At 65.0% G+C, this 25,863-nt stretch carries 24 protein-coding genes; 22 read left to right on the top strand and 2 right to left on the bottom strand.

The features are described from left to right. Positions 1-107: 107 nt before the first annotated feature. From argS to G6N77_RS04630, 9 genes are all read left to right on the top strand, one after another. Entirely contained in the window at positions 108-1,760 is a 1,653-nt protein-coding gene (argS, locus tag G6N77_RS04670) for an arginine--tRNA ligase (RefSeq protein ID WP_165180858.1), read from the top strand. Positions 1,761-1,763: 3 nt separating this feature from the next. Further along, positions 1,764-3,224 carry a diaminopimelate decarboxylase gene (gene lysA / locus G6N77_RS04665; RefSeq protein WP_165180857.1) on the top strand — a complete coding sequence of 487 codons (1,461 nt, stop codon included), beginning with the start codon at positions 1,764-1,766 and terminating at the stop codon, positions 3,222-3,224. A gap of 6 nt (positions 3,225-3,230) precedes the next feature. Next, positions 3,231-4,640 carry a homoserine dehydrogenase gene (locus G6N77_RS04660; protein WP_165180856.1) on the top strand — a complete coding sequence of 470 codons (1,410 nt, stop codon included), beginning with the start codon at positions 3,231-3,233 and terminating at the stop codon, positions 4,638-4,640. Next, a complete protein-coding gene (gene thrC / locus G6N77_RS04655) occupies positions 4,640-5,743 on the top strand; it encodes a threonine synthase (RefSeq protein ID WP_165180855.1) in 1,104 nt (367 codons plus the stop codon). The genes G6N77_RS04660 and thrC overlap by 1 nt, the downstream gene beginning before the upstream one ends. A 27-nt stretch (positions 5,744-5,770) precedes the next feature. After that, entirely contained in the window at positions 5,771-6,784 is a 1,014-nt protein-coding gene (gene thrB / locus G6N77_RS04650; RefSeq protein WP_165180854.1) for a homoserine kinase, read from the top strand. A gap of 277 nt (positions 6,785-7,061) precedes the next feature. Next, entirely contained in the window at positions 7,062-9,296 is a 2,235-nt protein-coding gene (gene rho / locus G6N77_RS04645) for a transcription termination factor Rho (protein WP_165180853.1), read from the top strand. A gap of 125 nt (positions 9,297-9,421) precedes the next feature. Next, positions 9,422-10,495, top strand: coding sequence for a peptide chain release factor 1 (gene prfA, locus G6N77_RS04640; RefSeq protein ID WP_165180852.1), 1,074 nt, complete (start codon positions 9,422-9,424; stop codon positions 10,493-10,495). Then, positions 10,461-11,372: a peptide chain release factor N(5)-glutamine methyltransferase gene (gene prmC / locus G6N77_RS04635; RefSeq protein WP_165180851.1), complete on the top strand. Its 912-nt coding sequence runs from the start codon at positions 10,461-10,463 to the stop codon at positions 11,370-11,372. The genes prfA and prmC overlap by 35 nt, the downstream gene beginning before the upstream one ends. Before the next feature lie 56 nt (positions 11,373-11,428). After that, positions 11,429-12,262: an L-threonylcarbamoyladenylate synthase gene (locus G6N77_RS04630; protein ID WP_165180850.1), complete on the top strand. Its 834-nt coding sequence runs from the start codon at positions 11,429-11,431 to the stop codon at positions 12,260-12,262. A gap of 7 nt (positions 12,263-12,269) precedes the next feature. On the opposite strand, the gene G6N77_RS04625 is transcribed toward G6N77_RS04630, so the two are convergent. Both G6N77_RS04625 and G6N77_RS04620 read right to left on the bottom strand, forming a co-directional pair. Continuing rightward, entirely contained in the window at positions 12,270-13,241 is a 972-nt protein-coding gene (locus G6N77_RS04625) for a glycosyltransferase (RefSeq protein ID WP_165180849.1), read from the bottom strand. Beyond that, positions 13,238-14,137 (bottom strand): glycosyltransferase, encoded by a 900-nt coding sequence (locus G6N77_RS04620; protein WP_165180848.1) that lies wholly within the window; start codon positions 14,135-14,137, stop codon positions 13,238-13,240. The genes G6N77_RS04625 and G6N77_RS04620 overlap by 4 nt, the downstream gene beginning before the upstream one ends. 147 nt (positions 14,138-14,284) lie before the next feature. On the opposite strand from G6N77_RS04620, the gene G6N77_RS04615 reads away from it, so the two are divergent. From G6N77_RS04615 to G6N77_RS04555, 13 genes are all read left to right on the top strand, one after another. After that, entirely contained in the window at positions 14,285-16,219 is a 1,935-nt protein-coding gene (locus G6N77_RS04615) for a polysaccharide biosynthesis protein (RefSeq protein WP_165180847.1), read from the top strand. Continuing rightward, on the top strand, positions 16,216-17,289 hold the full coding sequence (locus G6N77_RS04610; RefSeq protein ID WP_240901684.1) for an MraY family glycosyltransferase: 1,074 nt from the start codon (positions 16,216-16,218) through the stop codon (positions 17,287-17,289). Before G6N77_RS04615 ends, G6N77_RS04610 begins: the two co-directional genes overlap by 4 nt. An 80-nt stretch (positions 17,290-17,369) precedes the next feature. Next, a complete protein-coding gene (locus G6N77_RS04605) occupies positions 17,370-17,909 on the top strand; it encodes a Cg1360 family ATP-synthase-associated protein (protein ID WP_338083807.1) in 540 nt (179 codons plus the stop codon). Continuing rightward, positions 17,906-18,211, top strand: coding sequence for a hypothetical protein (locus G6N77_RS04600; protein WP_240901683.1), 306 nt, complete (start codon positions 17,906-17,908; stop codon positions 18,209-18,211). The genes G6N77_RS04605 and G6N77_RS04600 overlap by 4 nt, the downstream gene beginning before the upstream one ends. Positions 18,212-18,318: 107 nt before the next feature. Continuing rightward, complete coding sequence (gene atpB, locus G6N77_RS04595) at positions 18,319-19,113, top strand: F0F1 ATP synthase subunit A (protein WP_165180846.1); 795 nt, start codon at positions 18,319-18,321, stop codon at positions 19,111-19,113. A 76-nt stretch (positions 19,114-19,189) separates the two neighbouring features. Next, positions 19,190-19,408: an ATP synthase F0 subunit C gene (atpE, locus tag G6N77_RS04590; protein ID WP_113718645.1), complete on the top strand. Its 219-nt coding sequence runs from the start codon at positions 19,190-19,192 to the stop codon at positions 19,406-19,408. Between the two features lie 48 nt (positions 19,409-19,456). Further along, positions 19,457-20,017 carry a F0F1 ATP synthase subunit B gene (locus G6N77_RS04585; RefSeq protein WP_165180845.1) on the top strand — a complete coding sequence of 187 codons (561 nt, stop codon included), beginning with the start codon at positions 19,457-19,459 and terminating at the stop codon, positions 20,015-20,017. Then, positions 20,017-20,859, top strand: coding sequence for a F0F1 ATP synthase subunit delta (locus tag G6N77_RS04580; RefSeq protein ID WP_165180844.1), 843 nt, complete (start codon positions 20,017-20,019; stop codon positions 20,857-20,859). Before G6N77_RS04585 ends, G6N77_RS04580 begins: the two co-directional genes overlap by 1 nt. A gap of 117 nt (positions 20,860-20,976) precedes the next feature. Continuing rightward, the gene (atpA, locus tag G6N77_RS04575; protein WP_165180843.1) at positions 20,977-22,614 is read left to right on the top strand and encodes a F0F1 ATP synthase subunit alpha; all 1,638 of its coding nucleotides are present in this window, start codon (positions 20,977-20,979) and stop codon (positions 22,612-22,614) included. A gap of 71 nt (positions 22,615-22,685) precedes the next feature. After that, positions 22,686-23,579, top strand: coding sequence for a F0F1 ATP synthase subunit gamma (locus tag G6N77_RS04570; protein ID WP_165180842.1), 894 nt, complete (start codon positions 22,686-22,688; stop codon positions 23,577-23,579). Positions 23,580-23,673: 94 nt separating this feature from the next. Then, positions 23,674-25,128, top strand: a complete 1,455-nt coding sequence (atpD, locus tag G6N77_RS04565; protein WP_165180841.1) for a F0F1 ATP synthase subunit beta — start codon at positions 23,674-23,676, stop codon at positions 25,126-25,128. A gap of 2 nt (positions 25,129-25,130) precedes the next feature. Further along, on the top strand, positions 25,131-25,421 hold the full coding sequence (locus tag G6N77_RS04560) for a F0F1 ATP synthase subunit epsilon (protein WP_165180840.1): 291 nt from the start codon (positions 25,131-25,133) through the stop codon (positions 25,419-25,421). 10 nt (positions 25,422-25,431) lie between these two features. Beyond that, positions 25,432-25,863: a DUF2550 domain-containing protein gene (locus G6N77_RS04555; RefSeq protein WP_165180839.1), complete on the top strand. Its 432-nt coding sequence runs from the start codon at positions 25,432-25,434 to the stop codon at positions 25,861-25,863.

The following is a 25,863-nucleotide window of genomic DNA, read 5'->3' as shown; positions in this document are numbered from 1 at the left end:
GTGAGCGGCGTCGTGCATCCGGCAGGGCAGCCCGGGCCACAGCCACATGCTGGGCACTGCGGCCGCGGATTGGGGCGGCGCGCCGGCTGAACCGTACACTTGGAACCGTGACCCCTGAAGAACTTTCTGCCGCCATTACCACCTGCCTCAAAGACGCCGTCGCCTCCGGTGAACTCGCTGTGCCCGCCGAAGCGGTGCCCGCGGAAGTGCGGGTCGAGCGGCCCAAGAGCCGCGAACACGGCGACTGGGCCACCAGCATTGCCCTGCAACTGGCCAAGCCGGCCGGGGTTCCCCCGCGCAAGGTGGCCGAGCTGCTCCAAAACAGGCTGGCCCAGATCCCCGGCGTGTCCAAGGTGGACATTGCCGGCCCCGGCTTCCTGAACATCACGGTTGACGCCGCAGCAGCTGGCGAGCTCGCCAAGGCCATCGTCGAAGCCGGCGAAAGCTACGGCAGCAACACCCAGATGGCCGGGACCAGGATCAACCTTGAATTTGTCTCGGCCAACCCCACGGGCCCCATCCACCTCGGCGGCACCCGCTGGGCAGCCGTGGGCGATTCCCTGGCCCGCATCTTTCAGTCGCAGGGCGCGGACGTCACCCGCGAGTACTACTTCAACGACCACGGCAACCAAATCGACAGGTTTGCCCGCTCCCTGCTGGCCAGTGCCAAGGGCGAGCCCGCCCCGGAGGACGGCTACGGCGGAGCCTACATCGAGGACATCGCGAAGGAAGTCACCGCGGGCAACCCCGCCATTCTGGAAAGCGAAGACCCCCAGGAAGAGTTCCGTGCCCGGGGCGTGGAACTCATGTTCGCCTCCATCCGCAAATCCCTGCACGAGTTCGGCGTTGACTTTGACGTCTACTTCCACGAAAACTCGCTGTTTGAGGACGGCGCAGTGGAAAAGCTCCTTGAACAGCTCAAAGGCTCCGGCAACATGTACCTCAAGGACGGCGCGTGGTGGCTGAACTCCACCGACTACGGCGACGACAAGGACCGCGTGGTCATCAAGAGCGACGGCCATGCCGCCTACATCGCCGGGGACATCGCCTATTTCAAGAACAAGCGCGACCGCGGCTTTGACCTGTGTATCTACATGCTCGGCGCCGACCACCACGGCTACGTGGCCCGCCTGAAGGCCGCCGCGGCAGCCATGGGCGACGACGCCGACCGCGTTGAGGTGCTCATCGGCCAGATGGTGAACCTGGTCAAGGACGGCGTCCCCCTGCGCATGTCCAAGCGCGCCGGCACCGTGGTCACCCTGGAGGACCTGGTGGAAATCGTGGGCACGGATGCCGCACGCTACTCCCTGGCCCGATTCTCCTCCGACTCCAACATCGACATTGACCTGGACGTACTGACCAAAAAGTCGAACGAGAACCCGGTGTTCTACGTCCAGTACGCCCACGCCCGCACCCGCGCCGTGGGCCGCAACGCCGCCGCCGCCGGTGTGGAGCGCACGGTTTTTGACGCCGCTGCCCTGACCCACGCCACGGAGTCCGAGCTGCTGGCCGTCCTGGGCCAGTACCCGGGCGTCCTCACCCAGGCTGCCGCCTTCCGCGAACCCCACCGAGTGGCCCGCCACTTGGAGGTCATTGCCGGCGCCTACCACCGCTGGTACGACGCCTGCCGTGTCACGCCCATGGGCGAGGAAGCCATCACCGACGTCAACCGCACCCGCCTGTGGCTCAACGACGCCGTGGGCCAGGTCCTGGCCAACGGGTTGTCCCTGCTGGGCGTCTCGGCCCCGGAACGGATGTAATACATGTCCAACACAGCCCGCACCAATATTGCCGGCGCAGAGCTTGCCCCCGACTGGCTGCCGGCCCCCGGAGACGTCAACGAGCTGCTGCCCTCCATGTGGGCAGACGACGTCGAACGCGGCCCGGGCGGGGACGTCACCATCAGCGGGGTGTCCGTGGGCCAGCTAAGGGAACAGTTTGGCACGCCCCTGTACGTCATGAGCGAGGCCGACTTCCGGTCCCGGGCGCGGACCTTCAAGGACTCCTTTGATGCAGCCTTTACGGACATTTGCGGCGGCGTGGACGTCTACTATGCCGGGAAGTCTTTCCTGTGCACCGAAGTGGCCCGCTGGGTGGACTCGGAAGGCCTGCGCCTGGACACCTGCTCCGGCGGGGAACTGGCCGTGGCCACCCGCGCCGGGCTGTCCGGGGACAAGCTGAGCCTGCACGGCAACAACAAGTCCGACGCGGAGATCAACCGGGCCCTGGACCTGGGGCTGGGCCGCATCGTGGTGGACAGCCTGCACGAACTGCGCCGCGTTGCCGGACTGGCCGCCGCAAGGGGGGGCACGGCCAACGTCATGCTCCGCCTGACGCCCGGCGTACACGCCCACACGCACGAATCCATTGCCACGGCGCATGAGGACCAAAAGTTTGGCTTGTCCTTCATTGCTGAGGACCCGGAAGCCCCCGGCATGAGCGCCGCTGAAGCAGCCGCCAAGCTGGCCGCAGAGTCGGAAAACATCAACTTCCTGGGTTTCCACGCGCACATCGGCTCACAGATCTTCGAAGCCGAGGGCTTTGAGATTGCGGCCCGGAAGCTGCTCGCGTTTACGCACCGGATCCGGCAGGCGTACGGCGTGGCACTGCCCGAGTTGGACCTGGGCGGCGGCTACGGCATCGCCTACACAGCGGTGGACACACCACGCCCGGCTGCGGAGATCGCACAGGCGCTGGCCGCCGTCGTCCGCGAAACGTGTGCCGAGCTGGACATGTCCGCCCCGCGGATCTCCATTGAGCCCGGCCGCGCCATCGTGGGCACCTCCACCTTCACGCTCTACGAGACAGGCACGCTGAAAACGGTGCAGGTCGAAGTGGACGGCGCGGACGGCGTGACGGCTCCACGACGTTATGTGTCGGTGGACGGCGGCATGAGCGACAACGCCCGCCCGGTGCTCTACGACGCGGATTATTCGGCCGTTTTGGCCAGCCGCTCCTCGCAACAGGCCCCCGCTTTGTCCCGAGTGGTGGGCAAACATTGCGAGAGTGGTGACATTGTTGTTAGAGATGTATATCTGCCCAATGACGTGGCGGCCGGGGATCTGCTGGCAGTTCCCGGAACGGGCGCGTACTGCTGGGCACTGGCCAGCAACTACAACTATGCGCCCCGTCCGCCCGTTGTGGCCGTCCGGGACGGCGCCGCACGCCTCATTGTGCGGGGCGAAACAGAAGACGATTTGCTGGCACGCGACTTAGGGGCCTAGAGACCATTGACCGAGCGCAACACCACGGGCGCAGCCGCGCCCGCCGACACCAAGACCCTCAAGGTGGCCCTGCTGGGCGCCGGAAATGTGGGCGCCCAGGTGGCCCGCATCCTCCTGGAGGATGCCGACGTCCTGGCGGCCCGCACGGGTGCCCGGCTGGAGCTGGTGGGCATCGCCGTGCGAACCATCGACGCGCCCCGCGAGGTGGACCTGCCCCGCGAACTATTCACCACTGACGCCTCCGCCCTGGTGCGCGGCGCCGACGTCGTGATTGAACTCATGGGCGGGCTGGAACCGGCCAAGACCCTGATCCTGGAGGCCATAGAGCACGGCGCCACGGTGGTCACCGGCAACAAGGCCCTCCTGGCCGTGGACGGCCCCAGCCTGTACGAGAAGGCCGACGCCGCCGGTGTCCAGCTCTCCTACGAGGCGGCCGTGGCCGGTGCCATCCCCATCCTGCGCCCCATCCGTGACTCGCTGGCCGGGGACAAGGTCACGCGGGTCATGGGCATTGTCAACGGCACCACCAACTTCATCCTCGACCAGATGGACACGACGGGCGCCCAATTTGCGGACGCCCTGGCCGAGGCCACCCGTCTGGGCTATGCCGAAGCGGACCCGACGGCGGACATCGAGGGCCATGACGCCGCAGCGAAGGGTGCCATCCTGGCCTCGCTTTCCTTCCACACGCGTTTTGCCCTTGAGGACGTGCATTGCCAGGGGATCACCTCCGTGACCGCATCTGACATCGCGGCCGCGAAGGACGCCGGCTTTGTCATCAAGCTGCTGGCCATTGCCGAGAAGCTGCCGCTGCCCGCCGCGGACAAGGGTGCCGCAGGCGAGGCCCGCCAGGGCGACGCCGGTGAATCCGGCTATGGCGTCAGCGTCCGGGTCCACCCCACCCTCATTCCGCGCAGCCACCCCCTCGCCGCTGTCCACGGCGCCTTCAACGCCGTGTTCGTCGAGGCCGAATCCGCCGGCGAACTCATGTTCTATGGCCGTGGCGCCGGCGGAACCCCCACTGCGTCCGCCGTCATGGGGGACGTGGTTTCAGCTGCGCGGCGCATGGTGTTGGGCGGTCCGGGACGGACCGAAACCACTGCCGGGGTGCTGCCGGTGCTGGGGATCGACGCCGTGACCACCCAGTACTACATTGGCCTGGACGCAGCGGACCAGCCGGGCGTGCTGGCCAAGATTTCTGCACTTTTTGCCGAGAACGGGGTCTCAATCGAGACCATGCGGCAAACCGTGCACCGCGAACGCGGTGCCGACGACGACGGCGCTCCCGGCTTGGCCGAGCTGCGCATCGTCACGCACCGCGCCAGCGAGGCTGCCCTGGCAGCGACAGTGCAGGCCATCAGCGGCCTGGACATCATTAATTCCATAACAAGTGTGTTGAGGGTGGAGGGAGTCTGATGGCTCATCAGTGGCGCGGGGTAGTCCGTGAATATGCAGAGCGTTTGCCCGTAACGGCGGAAACAAAGATCATCACCCTGGGGGAGGGCGGCACGCCGCTGGTGTTCGCCCAGCACCTGTCCGAGCTGACCGGATCCAAGGTGTACCTGAAGGTGGAGGGCATGAACCCCACCGGCAGCTTCAAGGACCGTGGCATGACCATGGCCATGACGGCGGCCGTCGCTGCCGGCGCCAAGGCCGTGGTCTGCGCATCCACCGGCAACACCTCCGCCTCCGCAGCGGCCTACGCCAAGCAGGCGGGCCTGACGTGTGCGGTATTGGTGCCGGAAGGCAAAATCTCCATGGGCAAGCTGAGCCAGGCCGTGGCCCACGGCGCCACCCTCCTGCAGGTTGACGGCAACTTCGACAACTGCCTGGAAGTGGCCCGCAAGCTGGCCGACTCCTACCCGGTGTTCCTGGTCAACTCCGTCAACCCCGCGCGCATCGAGGGCCAGAAAACCGGCGCCTTTGAGGTGGTGGACGCACTGGGCGACGCCCCGGACTACCACGTGCTGCCCGTCGGCAATGCCGGCAACATCAGCGCATACTGGAAGGGCTACAAGGAATACGCGGCCCCCTACGAATCCGCCACGGCCGGCACCTTGGCGCCGGTCTCCACCCACACCCCCGTCATGTGGGGCTTCCAGGCCGCCGGTGCTGCTCCCTTCGTGGCAGGGCACCCCATCCTGGAACCGGACACCATTGCCACCGCCATCCGCATCGGCAACCCCGCCTCCTGGGACCTGGCCATTGCCGCCCGCGACGAATCCGGCGGGCTCATTGACTCCGTGACCGATGAGGAAATCCTGGCCGCCCACCGCTGGCTCTCCGCCAAGGAAGGCGTCTTCGTGGAGCCGGCCTCAGCGGCCGGCGTTGCCGGCATCATCAAGAAGCACGCGGCAGGGGAGGTCCCCACAGGCAAGACCATTGTCATCACGGTGACCGGCCACGGCCTCAAGGACCCGAACTGGGCCCTGAAGAACGCCGACGGCAGCACCGTCGAGCCCACGTCCGTGCCGTTTGACGTGGTCACCGTTGCCAACGCACTCGGCCTGGCAGACTAGTCCCGCATCTTCATGACAGGCCTCCCCATGACCATCCCCCTTCCCGCCGAGGCCCCTGGCGGCACTGCACTTAAGTCCGCGGCCACGGGCCTGACGGCGACGGTGCAGGTGCCCGGCACCAGTGCCAACCTGGGCCCGGGCTTTGATTCCCTGGGCCTGGCGGTGTCGCTGTATGACACGCTCAGCGTTGGCACACTGCCCGGCGGGGTGCTGGAATTTGACCTGCGCGGGGAGGGCGTCGAGGAGCTGCCCCGCGATTCCTCGCACCTGGTTGTCCAAGCCATGGACCTGGCTTTTGCCCGCCTGGGCTACCGCCGCCCGGGGCTGCGCATCACGGCCCGCAATGTGCTGCCCCACGGCCGGGGCCTGGGATCCTCGGCCTCCGCCATCGTCGCTGCCATCACCGCAGCCAACGCGCTGGTGGACGCACCCGACCGCCAGGACACCCAGTGGGTGCTCCAGCTTGCCTCGGAAATGGAGGGCCACCCGGACAACGTGGCACCGGCCATTTTTGGCGCCGTCGCCATTTCCTGGCGGGAAGGGGGGGTGTACTTCTCAACCAAGGTCACGCCGTCGCCGGAGGTGGTGCCGGTGGTGGCCATTCCGGACTACGAGGTCAAGACGGAGCTGGCCCGGCGGCTGCTGCCGGCCACGGTGCCCCATGCCGACGCCGCGGCAAACAGCGGCCGCACGGCGCTTCTTGTCCACGCGCTGAAGGACGCCCCGGAACTGCTCACGGCAGGCACCCGCGACTACCTACACCAGGACTACCGGACCGAAGCCATGCCCGAAAGCGGGGCACTCGTGGCCGAACTGCGTGCAGCGGGGCATGCGGCGTTCATTTCCGGCGCCGGGCCCACTGTCATGGCACTGGCCAACGGGGAGGCGGAAGCCCTCGCCGTGGTGCAGTCCATCGAGTCCCGCAGCGCCGGAAAAGGCACGCCGGGGGAGAAAGCGGGCGGCGCGGGCGTGTCGTGGCGCGTTTTACGTCTGTCTGTTGACCTCGAGGGTGCTAAAGTGGAAGTGCATCCGGGTTCGTAAGCACCCAGACTTGATGCCATCCCTTCACTGAACCGCCCCGTCTGGGACGGTGGTTGGACGAATCGACATCCGGCAGCCGCCGCGTCAATTCAAGAATTGATTTTGTTTACACATCGATTCAGGGATGAACCACCAATTCCGCCGCAAAAAAGCTGCCGGCGTGAACTGGAACCTCAGCTGACATCCTGCGTCCCTGCCAGTGCGGCAGCGGCGGAGGGGCTGACACTAATCATCGCGGCCTTTTTCAGGGTCCGCCATCGAGGGGGAAGGATCCTTCGTGACAGAAACCATAACTTCAGCCGCCGGCACCCAGGCAGCTGAGTTGGATGACACTTCAAAATCCGCAGGAACGGCGAAGTCCGCCGGCCTGGCAGGATTGAAGCTGGCCCAGCTTCAGACGCTGGCGGGCCAGCTGGGCATTACCGGCGGGTCCAGGATGCGAAAGGGCGACCTTGTGGCCGCCATTTCCGCGCACCAGCGCGGCTCGTCCGTGGCCGAGCGCCCGGCACGCAGCGCCAAGGAAGCACCCGTAGACACCGCCTCCACCGAGTCCGCAGCGACCGAGGCCAAGGCGCCTGCCCGCCGCGCAACGCGTGCGACGGGTGGCGCAGCCACCGCAGCTCCCGCCGAGGCACCCGCCGACACCACTGCTGCCCCGGCTGAGGAGCGTCCGGCCCGCGGCCGCCGCGGTTCCCGGCGCGCCGCCAGCAGCGACGGCATCATCACCACCGGCACGCCGGCAGAGGCCGTTGCGACGGCCCCCGTGGAAACGGCTCCCGCAGCCGCTCCCACCGCCGTCGAGCCCTCCGAGAACGACGGCGACAACCGCCGCCAGCCGCGCACCCGCAACCGCCGCGCCCAGGGTGGCGGCCGTGACGCCGCCGCCGAATCGGCGGCCCCCGCTGAAGCGTCCGCCGAAAAGGCCGCCGGCCAGGGAGGCAACGCCGACGCCGGCACATCCGGCCAGGGCGAACACGCTGCCGAGGATCACGCCGGCAACGGTGAGCAGTCCGAGCGCCACGACCGCGCCGGCCGCAACAACCGGAACCAGCGCAATGGCAATGAACGCGGCAACCAGCGCAACCCCAATGAGCGCAGCAACGACCGCAACACCGCCGCGGCCAACAACAGCGAACGCAATGACGACGAAGACGGCAGCCGCAACAACCGCAACCGCCGGAACCGCCGCGACCGCAACGCCAACGACTCCAACGATCGCAACGATCGCAACGACCGCGGCAACAACAACCGCAACGACCGCAACGACCGTTTCCGTGACCGCAACGAACGCCGTCGGGGCCGCAGCGCGGGACCGGACTTTGACGATTCCGAGGTCACCGAGGACGACGTGCTGCTGCCCGTGGCAGGCATCCTGGACGTGCTGGACAACTACGCCTTTGTCCGCACTTCCGGCTACCTGCCCGGCTCCAACGACGTTTACGTGTCCCTCTCGCAGGTCAAGAAGTACAACCTGCGCAAGGGCGACGCCGTCGTCGGTGCCATCCGCGCCCCCCGCGAAGGGGAGGACCGCAGCCAGGCCCAAAGCGCCCGCCAGAAGTTCAACGCCCTGGTGCGCGTCACCAGTGTCAACGGCAAGAACCCTGATGACCTGAAGAACCGGGTGGAGTTCTCCAAGCTGGTGCCGCTGTACCCGTCCGAGCGCCTGCGCCTGGAGACGGACCCGAAGAAGATCGGCCCCCGCGTCATTGACCTGGTCGCCCCGATCGGGAAGGGCCAGCGCGGCCTGATCGTCTCCCCGCCGAAGGCCGGAAAGACGCTCATCCTGCAGTCCATCGCGAACGCCATCACCACCAACAATCCTGAGGTGCACCTCATGATGGTCCTGGTGGACGAGCGTCCCGAAGAAGTCACCGACATGCAGCGCACCGTCAAGGGCGAGGTTATTGCCTCCACCTTCGACCGCCCCGCCGACGACCACACCCAGGTTGCCGAACTGTCCATCGAACGAGCCAAGCGCCTCGTGGAAATGGGCATGGACGTGGTGGTCCTGCTGGACTCCATGACCCGCCTGGGCCGCGCCTACAACAACTCCGCACCGTCCTCCGGGCGCATCCTCTCCGGTGGTGTGGACTCCGCAGCCCTCTACCCGCCGAAGCGTTTCTTCGGTGCCGCCCGCAACATTGAAAACGGCGGTTCGCTGACCATCCTGGCCACGGCCCTGGTGGAAACCGGTTCCAAGGCTGACGAGGTCATCTTCGAGGAATTCAAGGGTACCGGCAACATGGAGCTCCGCCTGTCCCGCCAGCTGGCTGACAAGCGCATCTTCCCCGCCGTGGACGTCAACGCCTCCGGCACCCGCCGCGAGGAGAACCTGCTCTCGCCTGAAGAGGTCAAGATCATGTGGCGCCTGCGCCGCGTCCTCTCCGGCCTGGAAATGCAGCAGTCTCTGGAACTGCTCACCTCCAAGATCCGTGAGACGCAGTCCAACGTCGAGTTCCTCATGCAGATCCAAAAGACCACCCTGGGGTCCAAGGCCGAGCACGACAAGTAGCGCAGCACATGGGGCGGGACCGGACAAACATGTCCGGTCCCGCCCCTTCGCGTTGCCCCGGTGGGCGCGGCGCGGCCGGCCGGCAGAAGTAATTAGACTTGACATACGTCGAGAGAGGTTTTGAAATGTTTGAATCCATCCACGGCTTGCTGGATGAACACGCCGAGTTGCAGATGCGGCTCAGTGACCCCGCCGTGCATGCCGACCAGTCACTGGCCCGGAAGCTGGGGCGCCGGTATGCGGAGCTGAGCGGAGTCGTGGAGGGCTACCACCAGGTTGAGACGCTGACGGACGATCTTGAGGCGGCCCGGGAAATGGCGTCCGAAGACCCGGAATTTGCGGCGGAAGTCCCGGTGCTCGAGGGCCAGCTGGCGGCAGCGCAGGAAAAGCTGCGCCGCCTGCTGATCCCGCGCGACCCGGACGACGCCCGTGACGTGATCCTGGAAGTGAAGGCCGGTGAAGGCGGCGACGAGGCAGCACTGTTTGCCGCGGACCTGGTCCGCATGTACACGCGCTACGCCGAGCACAGGGGCTGGAAGACGGAAATCATCTCCGCCACGGAATCCGACCTGGGCGGCTACAAGGACATTTCCATTGCCGTGAAGGGCCGATCCAACGACCCGGCCGAGGGCGTGTTTGCGCGCCTGAAGTTTGAGGGCGGTGTGCACCGCGTGCAACGCGTGCCGGCCACGGAATCGCAGGGACGCATCCACACATCGGCCGCCGGCGTGCTGGTGCTGCCGGAGGTCGATGAGCCGGAAGAGGTGGACATCAGTCCGAACGACCTCAAGATCGATGTCTACCGGTCCTCCGGTCCCGGCGGCCAGTCCGTGAACACCACCGACTCCGCCGTCCGCATCACCCACCTGCCCACGGGCATCGTGGTTGCCATGCAAAATGAGAAGTCTCAGCTGCAAAACCGCGAAGCCGGCATGCGCGTGCTGAGGGCGCGCATCCTGGCGCACCAGCAGGCCATCATCGACGCCGAAAACTCGGCCGTGCGCAAGTCCCAGATCCGCACCATGGACCGTTCGGAGCGGATCAGGACCTACAACTACCCGGAAAACCGGATCGCGGACCACCGCACGGGCTACAAGGCGTACAACCTCGACCAGGTCATGAACGGGGACCTGGAAGCCGTGGTGCAGTCCGCCATCGAAATGGATGAACAGCACCGCCTGGACGCGCTGGGTGAGTAGCAACTCCCCGGACGGCGCGCGCCTTTCGCTGGCTGACGCCGTTAAAAGTGCGACGGCGGAGCTTGCGGCCGCGGGCGTTCCGTCGCCCGCGGTGGATGCACAGCTGCTGGCCGCCCACCTGCTCGGCGTGGGGCGCGGGGAATTGGCGGCCATGCTCTTTGGCACGGCCGGGGCGCCCGCAGGCTATGCAGAACTGGTGCACCGCCGGGCCGCACGCGAACCGCTCCAGCACATTACTGGCGTGGCATATTTCCGCCACCTGGAACTGCGGGTCGGCAAGGGCGTGTTCGTGCCCCGGCCAGAAACCGAGTCAGTGGTCCAGCTGGCCGTTGACGTGCTGCTCAAGCTCACACAGGGGCGGAAAGAGTGCATCAGCACCGCCGTCGACCTCGGCACGGGCTCCGGAGCCATAGCCGGCTCGCTCGCGGCCGAAGTGCCTGGATGCCGTGTATACGCCGTCGAATTGAGCGATGAGGCCTACCCGTGGGCGGCAGGGAACCTGGCGGGCACCGGCGTCGAACTGGTCCATGGGGACCTGCGCACTGCCTTTCCGGAACTCGACGGGACCGTGGACGTGGTGGTCTCCAACCCGCCCTACATCCCGGCCGGCGCCATCCCCCGGGAGGTCGAGGTGCGCCTGCATGACCCGCACATGGCCCTGTACGGCGGGGGAGCGGACGGCCTGGAGATGCCCACGGCAGCCATTGCCGCAGCGGCAAGGCTGCTCCGGCCGGGCGGGTACTTCGTCATGGAGCACGCCGAAGTCCAGGCGGAGCAGATGGCGGCCCTGTTCAAGGAGGGCGGCCATTGGGAAGCCGTCACCACCCACCAGGACTTGACGGGCAGGGACCGTGCCACGAGCGGCCTGCGGCGCTAAGGCCAATCGCCGCAAAGTGTAAGGAAACAATGACGACGTGATGAAAGAATGAAGCCGTGACTACCACTTCCTATAACTGCACCAACGATGACCAGCGCGTCGAGGGCCTGGCCCATGCGCAGAAGGCCATTGCCGCCAAGCAGGTCATCGTCATGCCCACCGACACGGTGTACGGCATTGCGGCTGACGCCTTCTCGCCGCAGGCCGTGGCCACCCTGCTGGCAGCAAAGGGGCGGGGCCGCAACATGCCCCCGCCAGTGTTGATCCCACGCATCGGGACCATGGAAGGGCTGGCCACGGACATTCCGGACGACGCCCGGAAGCTGGCCGAGAAGTACTGGCCCGGCCCGTTGACCATCATCTTCCACGCCCAGCCCTCACTCACCTGGGACCTGGGCGAGACCGTTGGCACCGTGGCCCTGCGCGTGCCGGACGACCAGCTTGCCCTTGACCTGCTGACCGCCACGGGGCCGTTGGCGGTCTCCAGCGCCAACCGCACGGGCCAGCCGGCTGCGCAAACGGCGTCGGAAGCCCGCGAACAGCTGGCCGAGTCGGTGGAGGTCTACCTGGAGGGCGGCTTCCGTCCGCTTGAGGGCACGGAGCCCGTGCCGTCCACCATTGTAGACGCCACGGGCCTGCGCCTGCGGGTGGTGCGCGAGGGCGCCATCAGCCTGGCGGCCATCCAGCGCATGGTCCCCAGCGCCCTGGGCAACGACCCCGAGCCGGAGATGTGGGAACCGGCGGCGGAGCCGGAGACGGCGGCGGAGCCAGAGACGGCGGCGGAGCCGGAGACGGCGGAGCCTGCGGAGACCCCCGTGGCGGAGCCGGAGACGGCGGAGCCTGAACCCGCCGCCAAGGACCAGTCGGCCCCCGCGGAAAGCCAGCCCTGAGCCTGCCCTAGCGGGTCCGGTCCAATGGGGGCATGGGCTGCCAGGCTGCATCAGCCATGATGCGCCGGGATTCGCGCCAGCCCTTGAGCAGCTTGCCGCTGCCACGCAGGGTTTTCTCGACGGCGGCCAGGCGCAGCAGCTCCTTGCCGGCCGTCAGCGCTGTGCCCAACGCAAAGCCCGCCGGGTTGTACTTCCCCTTCGCGCGCAGGTACTGGGCCACCAGCCCCCGGTTGCGCATCATGTAAAAGCGGCTCAGGTCGGAGGAATCATTGAGGTGCCTGATGCCCAGGTCAATGGTGCGCTGTTCGCGGGTTTTCTGCAGTACAAAGGCATTGACGTATATCACGGGGCGCTGGAGCGAAATGAGCCAACCGTAGATGGCGTCATCCCAGTTCAGGAAGAAGCGCGGATCGGGCAGGCCAACCTCCGCCACGGCGTCGGCGTGCAGCAGCATGCCTTCGAAGCAGCCCACATTGGTGGCGAATTCATTTGAATTTTTGAACACGTCCCCCGGAACGGGAAGCGGGAACCCGAGGAAATCGCTGAAATTGTGCTGCCAGAAAAATGGCTGCCCGGCGGAGTTGTAGCGCCGGCCCACCATCGCGTCGTATTTGTCCATCCACGGACCAAAGGCGGCGATGGCCCCGGGAACCGTGGTGACGTCGTCGTCCATTAGCCACAGCCACTGTGCACCCTCTGCCAGGGCGCGGTCCACGCCTGCTGAAAAGCCGCCGGCGCCTCCGGCGTTTTCGGCGAGGCGGTGCACCACCAGCGGAATGGGGGTGCCGAGCGCCGCCAGCTGTGCGGCGGCCTTGTCGATGACGGCGGCCGTGCCGTCCGTGCTGGCATTGTCCACCACCACTACGCCGTCGGGCGCCGGGTCAAGCGCCGCAATGGAGTCGAACAACTGTGCCAGGTAGTCCTGCCGGTTGAACGTGGTGATGACGATGTAAAAGTTCTCCCGCCGGTTGCCGCTCAAAACTTTTGGTCCTTGACCGGCCCGAATTTTGCTCCCCGCAGGCCCGCACCATAGGCCGAAGCCCATTTGGCCAGACCCTTGAAGTCGCCGTCCCTGAGGAAAAAGAGGGGGTAGCCGACGGCGTCGGCGACAAAGGAGCGCAGGCGGCGGTGCCTGCGGGTGAGGTAGCCGCGGTTGCGGTAGTAGTAAAAGCGTTTGAACGGGGTCTCCGGGACCAGCACGTGAAAGCGGTCGCCCATGACCTCCTTCACTTCGCCCCAGCCCGCCGGGTGGGTCAGGGCAACGGACGTGACGGTGCCGAACTTGACCTTCGCCTGCCGCAGCCGCAGCATGAAATCGACTTCGTCGCCCCGAATGAAAAGGCGCAGGTCCGGCAGCCCCACCTTGAAGAACACATCGGTGCGGATCAGGGCGCCGTTGAAAAACTGTCCGACGTCGGCAATGAAGCCCAGCGGTTCCACCACGGAACGCTCATGGGTCAGGTGCCCGTCGAGACGGAAGGGAAAGGACAGCTTGCGGGGTTCGCCCGGGGCCACGATGAGGGGCACCACCACGTCCTGGCCGCGGCTTTTGGCGGCTTCGAGGAGTGTGGCCAGGCAATTGGGGTCCTCGGGATGGGCGTCGTCGTCCATGATCCAGACCCACTCGGCGCCGGAAGCAATCGCCTTGAGGATCGCCAGCGAAAATCCGCCGGCTCCGCCCAGGTTGGCCAGGGACCTCACATAGTCCACGGGGACGCCCGATGCGGCGGCAATGTCCGCCACCGGCGAAGTCCCGGCATCCACCAGGGCAATGGCGTGCAGGGCGTGGGTTTGCTGCGACAAGGCCCCCAGCAAGGTACGGACGTCGTCCGGCCGGTCAAAGGTGAGCGCGGCAACGGCCACGGTATCTTGCAAGATGGGTTCCTCTCGGCCGCACAGGGCACGGCGCGGCACGGCTAAACGCTTGGGTATTCGGCGGAGCGATTACTATCTTTAATAGCTTCCACTTTAGTACAGCCCCACCTATTGGACTGTTGAGTCGCTGGCCGCACAGCGCGCGCCATGCACAATGCCACACACCACCGGGCAGAAAACGGACTACGAATCACGTTGAACACGACGAGCAACTCGGCAAGAGGCCACTCCGGCACCACCCCGGCAGGCGGCGAGGGAAAGCCGCCACTGTGGCTGTGGGCCCAAGGCATCCTGGACTCACTGGCCTGGACCGTGGCACTGCTGCTGGCCGTCCTGCTGCGGTATGAGCTGGACGTCCGGCTCATCAACGTGGGCGGCCTGGTCCTGCTGATCGGCGTGGCCATTGCCACCCAGCTCATTGCGGGCTGGTCGCTGGCCCTTTACCGGGGGCGCTACACCTTCGGCAGCATCCAGGAGGCGAGGGTGCTCATTGCCGCCACCTTGATTGTGGCCGCAGTGACCAGCGTGTTCCTGTTCCTGACCGTCCAGGAAATCCACATTGCCCGCTCCGTCAGCGCCATTGCCTTCCCGTTTGCCGCCCTGCTGATGGCGGCCGTCCGCTACCTCAAGCGCCTTTACGTAGAGGGTAAGCCCACGTTTGGGGAGCAGGCCCAAAAGACCCTCATCTACGGAGCCGGGTTCCTGGGCAACTCCCTCGTGACGCGCATGATCCAGGACCCGGAATCCCCGTACGTGCCCGTGGGGCTCATCGATGACGACACCACCAAGAAGCACCTGCGGCTGAGCTCGGTGGGCGTGCTGGGGCGCGGGGACGAACTGCCGGAAATTATCCGCCGCACCAAGTCCACGGTGGTGGTGCTGGCCATCGCACACCTGGAGGCCAAACGCATCCGGGAGATCTCGGACAGTGTCTCCGGCCTGGGCATCAAGGTCCTGGTGCTGCCCCCTCTGCAGGAAATGCTCACTCCCGACACCAACCGGGACAACAAGGGTGGCCTCACCGACTTCCGCGAAATTGACGTGGAAGACTTGATCGGCCGCCGCCCGGTGGACATCAAGGTGGAACAGATCGCCAGCTACGTCACCGGCAAGCGCGTCCTGGTCACGGGTGCAGGCGGCTCCATCGGCTCCGAGCTCTGCCGCCAGCTGCACGGTTTCGACCCGGCCGAGCTGATCATGCTGGACCGCGACGAAACAGGCCTGCAACACACGCAGTTTTCCATCCTGGGCCACGGCCTGCTCAATGACGACACCACCGTGCTGGCTGACATCCGCGACGCCGAGACGCTCATGGGCATATTTGCCAGGCGCCGCCCAGAGGTGGTGTTCCATGCGGCCGCACTCAAGCACGCGCCGCTGCTGCAGATGTTCCCCAAGGAAGGCTGGCAGACCAATGTGCTGGGCTCCCTCAACGTGCTGGCCGCAGCCCGCAGCGTGGGCGTGGAGACCTTTGTCAATGTCTCCACCGACAAGGCGGCGAGCCCAACCACGGCCCTGGGGCACTCCAAGCGCGCGGCGGAGAAGATCACGTCCTGGATGGCGGGCGAAACGGGCAAGCGCTACGTTTCCGTCCGTTTTGGCAATGTCATCGGCAGCCGCGGCTCCATGCTCCCGCTGTTCACCGACCAGATCAACAATGGCGGCCCCGTCACGGTCACCCACCCGGACGTCACCCGCTTCTTCATGACCATCCCGGAGGCATGCCAGCTGGTCATCCAGGCCGGCGCCATCGGCCACGGCGGCGACGTGCTGATTCTGGACATGGGCGATCCCGTGCGCATCATGGACGTGGCCGAGCGCATGATCGCCATGTCGGGCAAAAAGGTTGAGATCAAGATCACCGGCCTTCGCCCCTCCGAGAAGCTCCACGAACAGCTCACGGGCGACGACGAAATCAAGGACCCTGACGGCCACCCGAAGATTTCACACACGCACGCACGCCCCCTGGACCCCGCCGAGCTGAGCCTGGAACTGTGGCTGCAGCGCTGCCGCGACGAGTCCGGCCCGGAGCTGCCCAGCATTGACGAGTCCGACGGCGACATAGCGGCGGAAGCGCGATGATGCCCGGCGCTGCGCTCACGGTTGGTGCCGTGGCACTGGTGCTGGCACTGGTCCTGCCCCTGGCGGCCCGGCCCCTCCTGGTCCGTGCAGGCGTCCTTGACGTACCCAACGCCAGGTCCTCGCACCAGACGCCCACCATCCGAGGCATGGGAATTACGACGGCGGTGGCCCTGTCCGCAGGCCTGCTTACCGCGATCTTCCTGCCGCAAGGCCGTGTGGCTGCCGGCCAGGCGCAGGCAACGCTGGTGGTGGTTCTGCTGGTTGCCGTGGCTGCCGCCGCCATTGGCTGGGTGGAGGACATCAGGGGCCTGCCCATTGCACTCAGGGCCGGGTTGCAGCTGGCCGTGGGAGCCGTGGCCACGGGCGCCGTGGCCGTCATCGACCCGGGCGCCCAGCAGATGTGGTGGATCCCGGCCGGCGCCATTGCGGTGGCCGCCTATATCAACGTTTCCAACTTCATGGACGGCATCAACGGCATTTCCGGCATGCACGGACTGCTGGTTGGTGGCTTCTACGCATACGCCGGCGTGGTCACCGGCCATGACTGGCTGGTTTTTGCCGGTGTGGCGATTGCGGCCGCCTTTGCCGGCTTCCTGCCGTGGAACCTGGGGCGGCGGAAGGTATTCATGGGCGACGTCGGCAGCTACCTGCTGGGGGCTTCCATCTCGGTCACGGCCATGGCGGCCTTCCTGGCCAAAGTCCCCGTGGAATACATATTCTCGCCGGTGCTCATCTACCTCGTGGACACCTTTGTGACCTTCCTGCGGCGCCTGCTGGCGGGGGAGCGGTGGTACGCCTCGCACCGCCAGCACGTCTACCAGCGGCTGAACATTGTGGGGCTGGGCCACCTGCAGGCCACGGCGGTGGTCAGCACGGCCACCGTGGTGGTCAGTGTCCTTGGCATCATTGCCGCGCAGGGAAACAGCGCCATGCAGATCAGTGCCACCGCGCTCTGCCTTGCCGTGGTGCTGCTGTACCTGCGCACACCCACCCTGTTCCAGCGGTACTTCCGCCACAAGGCAGCCCATGCGCCGGGCAACGGCGCGGCCGGCGGGGTAGCGGGGGAGTAGCGTTCCGTGGATGGTTCCTGTCGGCGTGCAGTTCTATCTCATGTAGAATTATCCTTGGCGGTTCTCGCCGTGGCGCTCCCGTGGCTTTCAATCCGAACGCGCCCCTCATGATGGAGATTCTATTGAAGGACAAAGGTGCCTTGAACGGTGCTGCACAGGAGCCGTTTCCGGCCTCCGGCCCTTCAGCGACCCCCTGGCTGAACATTCTCAAGAAATGCCTGCTGATAGCCTCCGCAGCGACGGCCGCACTGGCCGTTGCGGCACTGGTGGTCAGCGGCTGGGCGGGAGTGGGCAGTGTGGCCTTTGGCTCCGCCGTGGTGGTCGTATTCTTCGGCCTCAGCCTGCTGGTTGGCCACATTTACGGCCGGAAAAACCCGTCGGGGGCCATCGGCGTCTTCATGGTGACCTACCTGGTCAAGGTGGTGGGCTTCGCCGTCATACTCTTCACCCTGGGCACCCCCACCTGGCTGAACGGTCCATGGTTCGCTGCGGCCGGCGTCGTGGTGGTTGTGTTGTGGCAGGCCACCGAGGTGGTCACCTTCAGCAGGCAGCGCCTGCTGCTCTACAACGACCCTGCTGAACCGCAGGATTCGACAGGCTCCGCCGGGGACACCAAATGAGCACCGGCCCGGGTCCGGAAGATCGGTATTCGGCCGCTTCAGGCAACCCCAAAAATGCCAACAACAACGGCGGCTACAATTCCGGGATGATCGTCTTTAGCTACATTATTGGCGGAATTGTTGTCTGGAGTTTGATAGGGTGGGTTCTGGATATTTTGCTCAGAACGCATTGGATTGTTCTGGCCGGGGCATTCACAGGACTCGCCGGCGGTTTCTACCTGTCCTTTGCCCGCCGCTTTGGACCGACCGGGTCGAAGAAAGCGGATGGGAACACCAAACGCAGCCGGCGGCAAAGGGACTGAGCATCAGTGATATCACATTTTTTTAATAACGTTGGGGGCTTCGGGGCAATGTGCTCCCCGGTCCCCGAAATCCAGCCCAATTATGGACTCTGCAGAGAGGAAACGCGTTGATCGCGCTTATGCTCCCCGCCCAAGATGGTGGAAGCTTTACCCCGCCCAGCGTCGAAACCCACTTGACCCCGTTCTTCACGATCGGCGGGTTTGAATTCACCAAGCAGATGGCGCTGGTGCTGCTTTCCGTTGTGATCATCGCCTGGTTCTTCGTAGCGGCAGCCCGCAAGGGCCAGCTGGTTCCCGGCAGGCTGCAATTCGTGGGCGAGATGGCCTATGGCTTTGTGCGCAACTCCGTTGGCAAGGACGTCATCGGTGCCAAGGACTACAAGAAGTACGTGCCGCTGCTGTTCTCGCTGTTCTTCTTCATCCTGCTGAACAACCTTTACGGCACCATCCCGTTCATCCAGCTCCCCAGCTTCTCCCACGTCTCGGGCGCCTACGTGCTTGCGCTGCTGGTGTACGTGGTCTGGATCGGCGTTGGCGTGAAGGTCAACGGCATCCGCTACTTCAAGCTGGCCGTGGTTCCCTCCGGCGTTCCGTGGTACATCCTGCCGCTCGTGGTGCCGATCGAAATCATCTCGAACTTCGTGGTCCGCCCCATGACGCACAGCCTGCGTCTGTTTGCGACCATGCTGGCCGGGCACCTGATTGTCCTGATTGCCGGTTCGGGCATTGAGTTCCTGATCGCACAGGAGAGCTGGCTGCTGAAGGGCACTTCCATCCTGATCCTGGCCGGTGCCACGGCCATGTACATGCTTGAGGCCCTGATCATGGTCCTCCAGGCCTATGTCTTTGTCCTGCTGACAGCAATTTACATTGAAGGTGCTGTCCACGCGGACAGCCACTAAACACACCAAAAGAATTCCCCGCGGGGGATAACTTGAACCAAACAACCTGCCTTCGGGCATCTTGAAAGGAAACACAATGACGGGAAATATCAACGGCTCGCTGAACCTCATCGGTTACGGTCTGTCTGCGATTGGTGGTGCCATTGGCGTGGGCCTGGTCTTCGCCGCCTACATCAACGGCGTTGCACGCCAGCCGGAAGCACAGCGCGTGCTCCAGCCCCTCGCCTTCCTGGGCCTGGCGCTGACCGAAGCACTCGCCATCCTCGGCCTCGTGTTTGCGTTCGTTCTCAAGTAAAGAGAATTACGAACCTTCAACATACGAGTAGAAAAGGACGGGTGAAATATGAATAACCTCATGGTTTTAGCCTCCGCCAATGCGGCGGATGCTGCGCCCAGCCCGCTGGCTGTCAGCTGGTCTGAAGTACTGGTTGTGGCTGTCGGCTTCGCCATTCTCATGTTCATCGTGGTCAAGTTCGTTGTCCCGATGTTTGAGAAGACCTACGCCGACCGCACTGAAGCCATTGAAGGCGGCATTGCGAAGGCTGAGAAGGCCCAGGCCGAGGCCTCGGCTGCACTCGGTGAGTACAAGCAGCAGCTGGTTGAAGCACGTACGGAAGCAAACCGCATCCGTGAGGAAGCCCGCGCCGAAGGTGCCCAGATCCTGGCAGACCTGAAGGAGAAGGCCGCTTCCGAGTCTGCGCGCATCACGGAACAGGCGCAGACGGCCATTGCCGCCGAACGCCAGGCCGCTGTTGTCTCGCTCCGTTCCGAGGTCGGCTCGCTGGCCACCACGCTGGCCGGTCGCATTGTGGGCGAGTCGCTGGACGACGACGCCCGCGCCAGCCGTGTCGTGGACCGTTTCCTGGCTGAGCTGGACAAGCAGAGCGAAGGTGCAGCGAAGTAATGGCAGGTGTATCGAGCGAATCGCTGACCACAGCATTGGGCCAGTTGGAAGCCTCGCTTCCCACGGCGTCGCTGTCGTTGGCTCAGGAGCTTTTTTCCATCCTTGCGGTTCTGGACAGCTCGGCCGGCTTGCGCCGCTCGCTCACTGACCCATCCCGCACGGGCGCTGAAAAGTCCGCACTGGTTTCCTCACTGGTCAAGGGCAAGGTTTCTGCGGAAGCAGAAGCGATAGTTGGCCGTTTGGCTGCAGCGCGCTGGAGCGATGCACGTGACCTTGGCGATGCACTCGAGACCGTGGCCGCAACAGTGGTCATTGCCGTTGCAGAAAATCGGAACACGTCTGCAAGTTCCGGCAACTCCGTTTCCGGCCTTGGCGGCCTGGCATCGCTGGAGAGCGAACTGTTCTCCTTTTCCCAGGCCGTTGATTCCAGCCACGAGGTGCAGCGCGCCTTGGTGGAGCCGCAGGCAAGCGAGTCCGCCAAGTTGGACTTGGCGATCAAACTGGTTCCCGGCGCAAGCGGCGAAGCTCAGGCCTTGATCCGCCAGGCTGTTGTCAATCCGCGCGGACTCAAGACAGTCAAGCTCATCGAGCGTTTTGCCAACTTGGCAGCGGCACGCCAGCAGCGCTGGATTGCCGAAGTCACGGTAAGCCGCCCGATGCAGGATGGACAGCTTGCCCGGCTGCAGCGAGGGCTCAACTCCCTTTATGGGCGTGAACTGAACATCAACGTCCGCGTTGACCCCGCCCTCATCGGCGGAGTACGTGTCCGGGTGGGTGACGAGGTCGTGGATGCCTCGGTCATGGCCCGGCTGGGCGAATTGCGCCGCCAGTTGGCTGGATAGCCACAAAGCATTATCAGTAAGAAACCAAACCGCCCGCCCACACAGGTCGGGAATGGTGCGAAAGCTAGGTCATCGCCAATTTGCGGTGATCGCGAAATAGGAGAGCAGGGACTGCAGATGGCCGAATTGACCATCAACGCCGACGACGTCCGTAGTGCGTTGAATGACTTCGCGGCGTCCTACGAACCGGGCAACGCCGAACGCGTCGAGGTTGGCCGGGTTACCACTGCCGGCGATGGCATTGCCCGTGTGGAGGGACTTCCCTCCGTTATGGCCAATGAGCTGCTTCGCTTCGAAGACGGCACCCTGGGCCTGGCCCAGAACCTTGACGTCCGCGAGATCGGTGTCATCATCCTTGGTGACTTCACCGGCATTGAAGAAGGCCAGGAGGTTCACCGCACCGGTGAGATCCTGTCCGTCCCCGTGGGCGACGCCTTCCTGGGCCGCGTGGTGGACCCGCTGGGTGCCCCCATCGACGACCTGGGCGACATTGTTGCCGAGACCACCCGTGCCCTGGAACTTCAGGCGCCCGGCGTGACGGAGCGCAAGAGCGTCCACGAGCCCATGCAGACTGGCCTGAAGGCCATCGACGCCATGATCCCGATCGGCCGCGGCCAGCGCCAGCTGATCATTGGTGACCGCCAGACGGGCAAGACCGCACTGGCTGTTGACACGATCATCAACCAGAAGGCCAACTGGGCCTCCAAGGACGAGACCAAGCAGGTCCGCTGCGTCTACGTCGCCATCGGCCAGAAGGCGTCCACCATCGCCGCCGTCCGCCAGACCCTGGAAGACCACGGCGCGCTGGAGTACACCACCATCGTGGCGTCCCCGGCCTCCGACCCCGCAGGCTTCAAGTACCTGGCACCGTACGCCGGTTCCGCCATTGGCCAGCACTGGATGTACCAGGGCAAGCACGTCCTGGTGGTCTTCGACGACCTGTCCAAGCAGGCCGAGGCCTACCGTGCAGTGTCCCTGCTGCTGCGCCGCCCGCCGGGCCGCGAGGCATACCCGGGCGACGTGTTCTACCTGCACTCCCGCCTGCTGGAGCGTTGTGCCAAGCTCTCCGATGAGCTCGGTGCCGGCTCGATGACCGGCCTGCCGATTATCGAAACGAAGGCAAACGACGTTTCCGCCTACATTCCGACGAACGTGATCTCCATTACCGATGGCCAGATCTTCCTCCAGTCGGACCTCTTCAACGCCAACCAGCGTCCCGCTGTCGACGTCGGCGTTTCCGTCTCCCGTGTCGGCGGTGCCGCGCAGGTGAAGTCGATGAAGAAGGTTTCCGGTACGTTGAAGCTGGAATTGGCCCAGTACCGCGACATGCAGGCGTTTGCCATGTTTGCCTCGGACCTGGACGCCGCTTCCAAGCAGCAGCTGACCCGCGGTGCCCGCCTCATGGAACTCCTCAAGCAGGGCCAGTACGCACCGTTCCCGGTGGAAGACCAGGTTGTCTCCATCTGGGCCGGCACCAACGGCTACCTTGATGATGTCCCGGTCCAGGATGTCTCGCGCTTTGAGAAGGAATTCCTGGAACACCTGCGCCACGGCACGTCCATCCTGACCACTCTCGCCCAGACCAACGTCATGGCCGATGAAACCGTTGATGCGCTCAAGACCGCCATCACGGGCTTCAAGGCAGGCTTCTTCGGTGTCGGCGGCAGCAAGCTGGTGGATGCCGGGCACGAAGAGCATGACGCCCTGGCCGGCTCTGACGTCGACCAAGAGAAGATCGTCAAGCAGAAGCGCTGACCTGCGTCGGTTGGTCCTGCCGGGCACGCCCCGGCAGGACCGGCCACCGTCGAATTTAGGAAAGGAAAAGTATGGGAGCCCAGATCCGGGTCTACCGCCAGAAGATCGCATCGACCACCTCGATGCGCAAAATCTTCAAGGCGATGGAACTGATCGCCACCTCGCGCATCGGTAAGGCGCGCACCCGTGTGGCGGCATCCTTGCCCTACTCGAACGCCATTACCCGTGCCGTTTCTGCTGTGGCATCGCAGAGTGTCATCGACCACCCGTTGGTGACAACACCGGAGCAGGTCCGCCGGGCCGCCGTGGTCATTGTTGCCTCCGACCGAGGCCTTGCGGGTTCCTATTCCGCCAGTGTCCTCAAGCAGGCCGAGCAGCTTGCCGAGCTCCTGGGCTCGGAAGGCAAGGAAGTTTCCTACTTCCTGGTCGGCCGCAAGGCACAGGCGTACTTCGACTTCCGTGACCGCAGCTATGCGCGAGTCTGGACCGGTGGCACGGATGCCCCCGAGTTTGGCACCGCCAAGGACATTGCCAAGGCAGTCCTTGAAGCATTCGCCACGGAATACGAAAAGGGCGGCGTGGATGAAATCCACATCGTGTCCACACGCTTCCAGTCGATGGTCGTGCAGGTTCCGCAGGTTGTCCGCCTTCTGCCGCTTGAAGTGGTGGAGGAGCAGGCAACAAGTGAGTCTGACCTTCTTCCGTTGTACGAATTCGAGCCCGAGCCGGCGCAGGTGCTGGACACGCTGCTGCCGCGGTACATCGAATCCCGCATTTTCAACGCGCTCCTCCAGGCTGCCGCAAGTGAACTTGCAGCACGCCAGCGGGCCATGAAGTCCGCAGGCGACAACGCTTCGGACTTGATCAAGAAGTACACACGACTGCGCAATACGGCCCGTCAGGCCGAAATCACCCAGGAACTGTCCGAGATTGTGGCAGGTGCAGACGCGCTGAGCGCGTCCTAGCCCACGCCACGTTCCGGTGCCGGCCCCCCGCCGGCACGGTTCCTGATCCCCGTTAGACTTATCACCACGCCATCTACTGATTGAAGTGAGAGAGATGACTGCCACTACTACAGAGCAGGTAGCCGCCAAGGCTGGCGCCGTTGGACGCATTGCCCGCGTCATTGGCCCCGTCGTTGACGTCGAATTCCCCGCGGGATCCATCCCCGGCATCTACAACGCACTCGAAGCCGAGCTCACGCTCGCCGGCGAGACGCGCACCATCACGTTCGAGACCGCGTTGCACCTCGGTGACAACCTGGTTCGCGCCATCTCCCTGCAGGCCACTGACGGACTTGTCCGCGGCACGTCTGTGACGGACACCGGCGCCCCGATCTCGGTCCCCGTTGGCGACGGCGTCAAGGGCCACATCTTCAACGTCCTGGGCAAGCCCCTGGACATTGCGGAGTCGGAACTGACCACCACCGAGCGCTGGCCCATCCACCGCAAGGCCCCCGCCTTTGCCACCCTCGAGGGCTCCACGCAGATGCTCGAGACCGGCATCAAGGTCATCGACCTCCTGACCCCCTACATCCAGGGTGGAAAGATCGGCCTGTTCGGCGGCGCCGGCGTTGGCAAGACCGTGCTGATCCAGGAAATGATCACCCGTGTTGCCCGCAACTTCGGTGGCACCTCGGTGTTCGCCGGCGTTGGCGAGCGCACCCGTGAGGGCAACGACCTCTGGGTTGAAATGGAAGAGGCCGGTGTTCTCAAGGACACCGCACTGGTATTTGGCCAGATGGATGAGCCGCCGGGAACGCGCCTTCGCGTGGCGCTCTCCGCGCTGACCATGGCGGAATACTTCCGCGATGTGCAGAACCAGGACGTGCTGCTCTTCATCGACAACATCTTCCGCTTCACGCAGGCCGGTTCGGAAGTTTCCACGCTGCTGGGCCGCATGCCCTCCGCCGTGGGCTACCAGCCCAACCTTGCCGACGAAATGGGCCTCCTGCAGGAGCGCATCACTTCGACCAAGGGCCACTCGATCACGTCCATGCAGGCCATTTATGTCCCTGCTGACGACTACACCGACCCGGCCCCGGCAACGACGTTCGCCCACCTGGACGCCACCACCGAGCTCTCCCGTGAGATTGCTTCACGTGGCCTGTACCCGGCCGTTGATCCGCTGACGTCCACCTCGCGCATCCTTGATCCGCAGTACATCGGCCAGGCGCACTACGACACCGCAGTGCGCGTGAAGCAGATCCTGCAGAAGAACAAGGAACTCCAGGACATCATCGCCATCCTTGGTGTCGACGAGCTCTCCGAAGAGGACAAGATCGTTGTGGCCCGTGCCCGCCGCATCCAGCAGTTCCTCTCGCAGAACACCTACACCGCCAAGCAGTTCACCGGCGTCGAGGGTTCCACGGTTTCCATCAAGGACACCATCGAAGGCTTCACGGCGATCTGCGACGGCGACGTCGACCACATCGCCGAGCAGGCGTTCTTCAATGTCGGTGACATGACCGACGTCGAACGCCAGTGGGCCAAGATCCAGGAATCGACCAAGTAACCATGGCGGAACTGGAAGTTGAAATCGTAGCGGCGGACCACCACGTGTGGGCCGGTGCGGCGAAGATGGTCAAGGCGCGCACCTCCGACGGCGAGATCGGCATCCTCCCGGGACACTCGCCCCTGTTGGCGATCCTGGCCGAGGGCGAACTGGCCATTGAGCCCGTCAACGGCAGCCGCATGGCAGTCACCGTGGACGGCGGCTTCTTCTCGGTTGACAAGGACCGGGTGGTCATCGTTGCCGACAATGCGCAGTTGCAAGACGGCGCAGCGTCAAACGCAGGGACCCGCTAGCTAGCAATTGATGAACGAACCCGGCATCCCGTTCATCGTCCTGGCAGCCTTATTCCTGCTGGTCGTCATTGCACTGTGCCTGCTCGGGGTGCGCCGCTTTCAACTGCGGCGTGCCCTGGGCACGGTGGACGCCTCCATTTGCTCGGCATCACACCGCTGGCAGATGGGGGTTTGCCGTTATCAGGAGTCGGAGCTTGAATGGTTCCGGCTTCTTTCGTTAAGCCCCCTCCCGCACCTTCGGATGACGCGCAGCTCCATTGTCCTGGTGGGACGCCGCCAACCCACCGAGGCGGAAGTAACCAGGGTGCCGCCCGATGTGGTGATTGTGACCTTGGAATACCATGGCGAGCAGGTGCTGCTCGCCATGAAGTTTGGCGCCTATGCGGGGCTTTCCTCCTGGCTGGAAGCCGGACCCGTGGTGGGGATTGGGACGTGGCGCTAA

The organism is Arthrobacter silviterrae (assembly GCF_011045165.1).
GTDB lineage: Bacteria > Actinomycetota > Actinomycetes > Actinomycetales > Micrococcaceae > Specibacter > Specibacter silviterrae.
This window is presented reverse-complemented; position numbering and strand designations above follow the sequence as displayed.

Coding starts and splice junctions, on each gene's coding strand:
- lysA (WP_165180857.1), top strand. CDS start 1,764: ATGTCCAACACAGCCCGCACCAATATTGCCGGCGCAGAGCTTGCCCCC.
- thrC (WP_165180855.1), top strand. CDS start 4,640: ATGGCTCATCAGTGGCGCGGGGTAGTCCGTGAATATGCAGAGCGTTTG.
- thrB (WP_165180854.1), top strand. CDS start 5,771: ATGACCATCCCCCTTCCCGCCGAGGCCCCTGGCGGCACTGCACTTAAG.
- prfA (WP_165180852.1), top strand. CDS start 9,422: ATGTTTGAATCCATCCACGGCTTGCTGGATGAACACGCCGAGTTGCAG.
- prmC (WP_165180851.1), top strand. CDS start 10,461: ATGAACAGCACCGCCTGGACGCGCTGGGTGAGTAGCAACTCCCCGGAC.
- G6N77_RS04615 (WP_165180847.1), top strand. CDS start 14,285: ATGCACAATGCCACACACCACCGGGCAGAAAACGGACTACGAATCACG.
- G6N77_RS04610 (WP_240901684.1), top strand. CDS start 16,216: ATGATGCCCGGCGCTGCGCTCACGGTTGGTGCCGTGGCACTGGTGCTG.
- G6N77_RS04600 (WP_240901683.1), top strand. CDS start 17,906: ATGAGCACCGGCCCGGGTCCGGAAGATCGGTATTCGGCCGCTTCAGGC.
- atpE (WP_113718645.1), top strand. CDS start 19,190: ATGACGGGAAATATCAACGGCTCGCTGAACCTCATCGGTTACGGTCTG.
- G6N77_RS04585 (WP_165180845.1), top strand. CDS start 19,457: ATGAATAACCTCATGGTTTTAGCCTCCGCCAATGCGGCGGATGCTGCG.
- G6N77_RS04580 (WP_165180844.1), top strand. CDS start 20,017: ATGGCAGGTGTATCGAGCGAATCGCTGACCACAGCATTGGGCCAGTTG.
- atpA (WP_165180843.1), top strand. CDS start 20,977: ATGGCCGAATTGACCATCAACGCCGACGACGTCCGTAGTGCGTTGAAT.
- G6N77_RS04570 (WP_165180842.1), top strand. CDS start 22,686: ATGGGAGCCCAGATCCGGGTCTACCGCCAGAAGATCGCATCGACCACC.
- atpD (WP_165180841.1), top strand. CDS start 23,674: ATGACTGCCACTACTACAGAGCAGGTAGCCGCCAAGGCTGGCGCCGTT.
- G6N77_RS04560 (WP_165180840.1), top strand. CDS start 25,131: ATGGCGGAACTGGAAGTTGAAATCGTAGCGGCGGACCACCACGTGTGG.
- G6N77_RS04555 (WP_165180839.1), top strand. CDS start 25,432: ATGAACGAACCCGGCATCCCGTTCATCGTCCTGGCAGCCTTATTCCTG.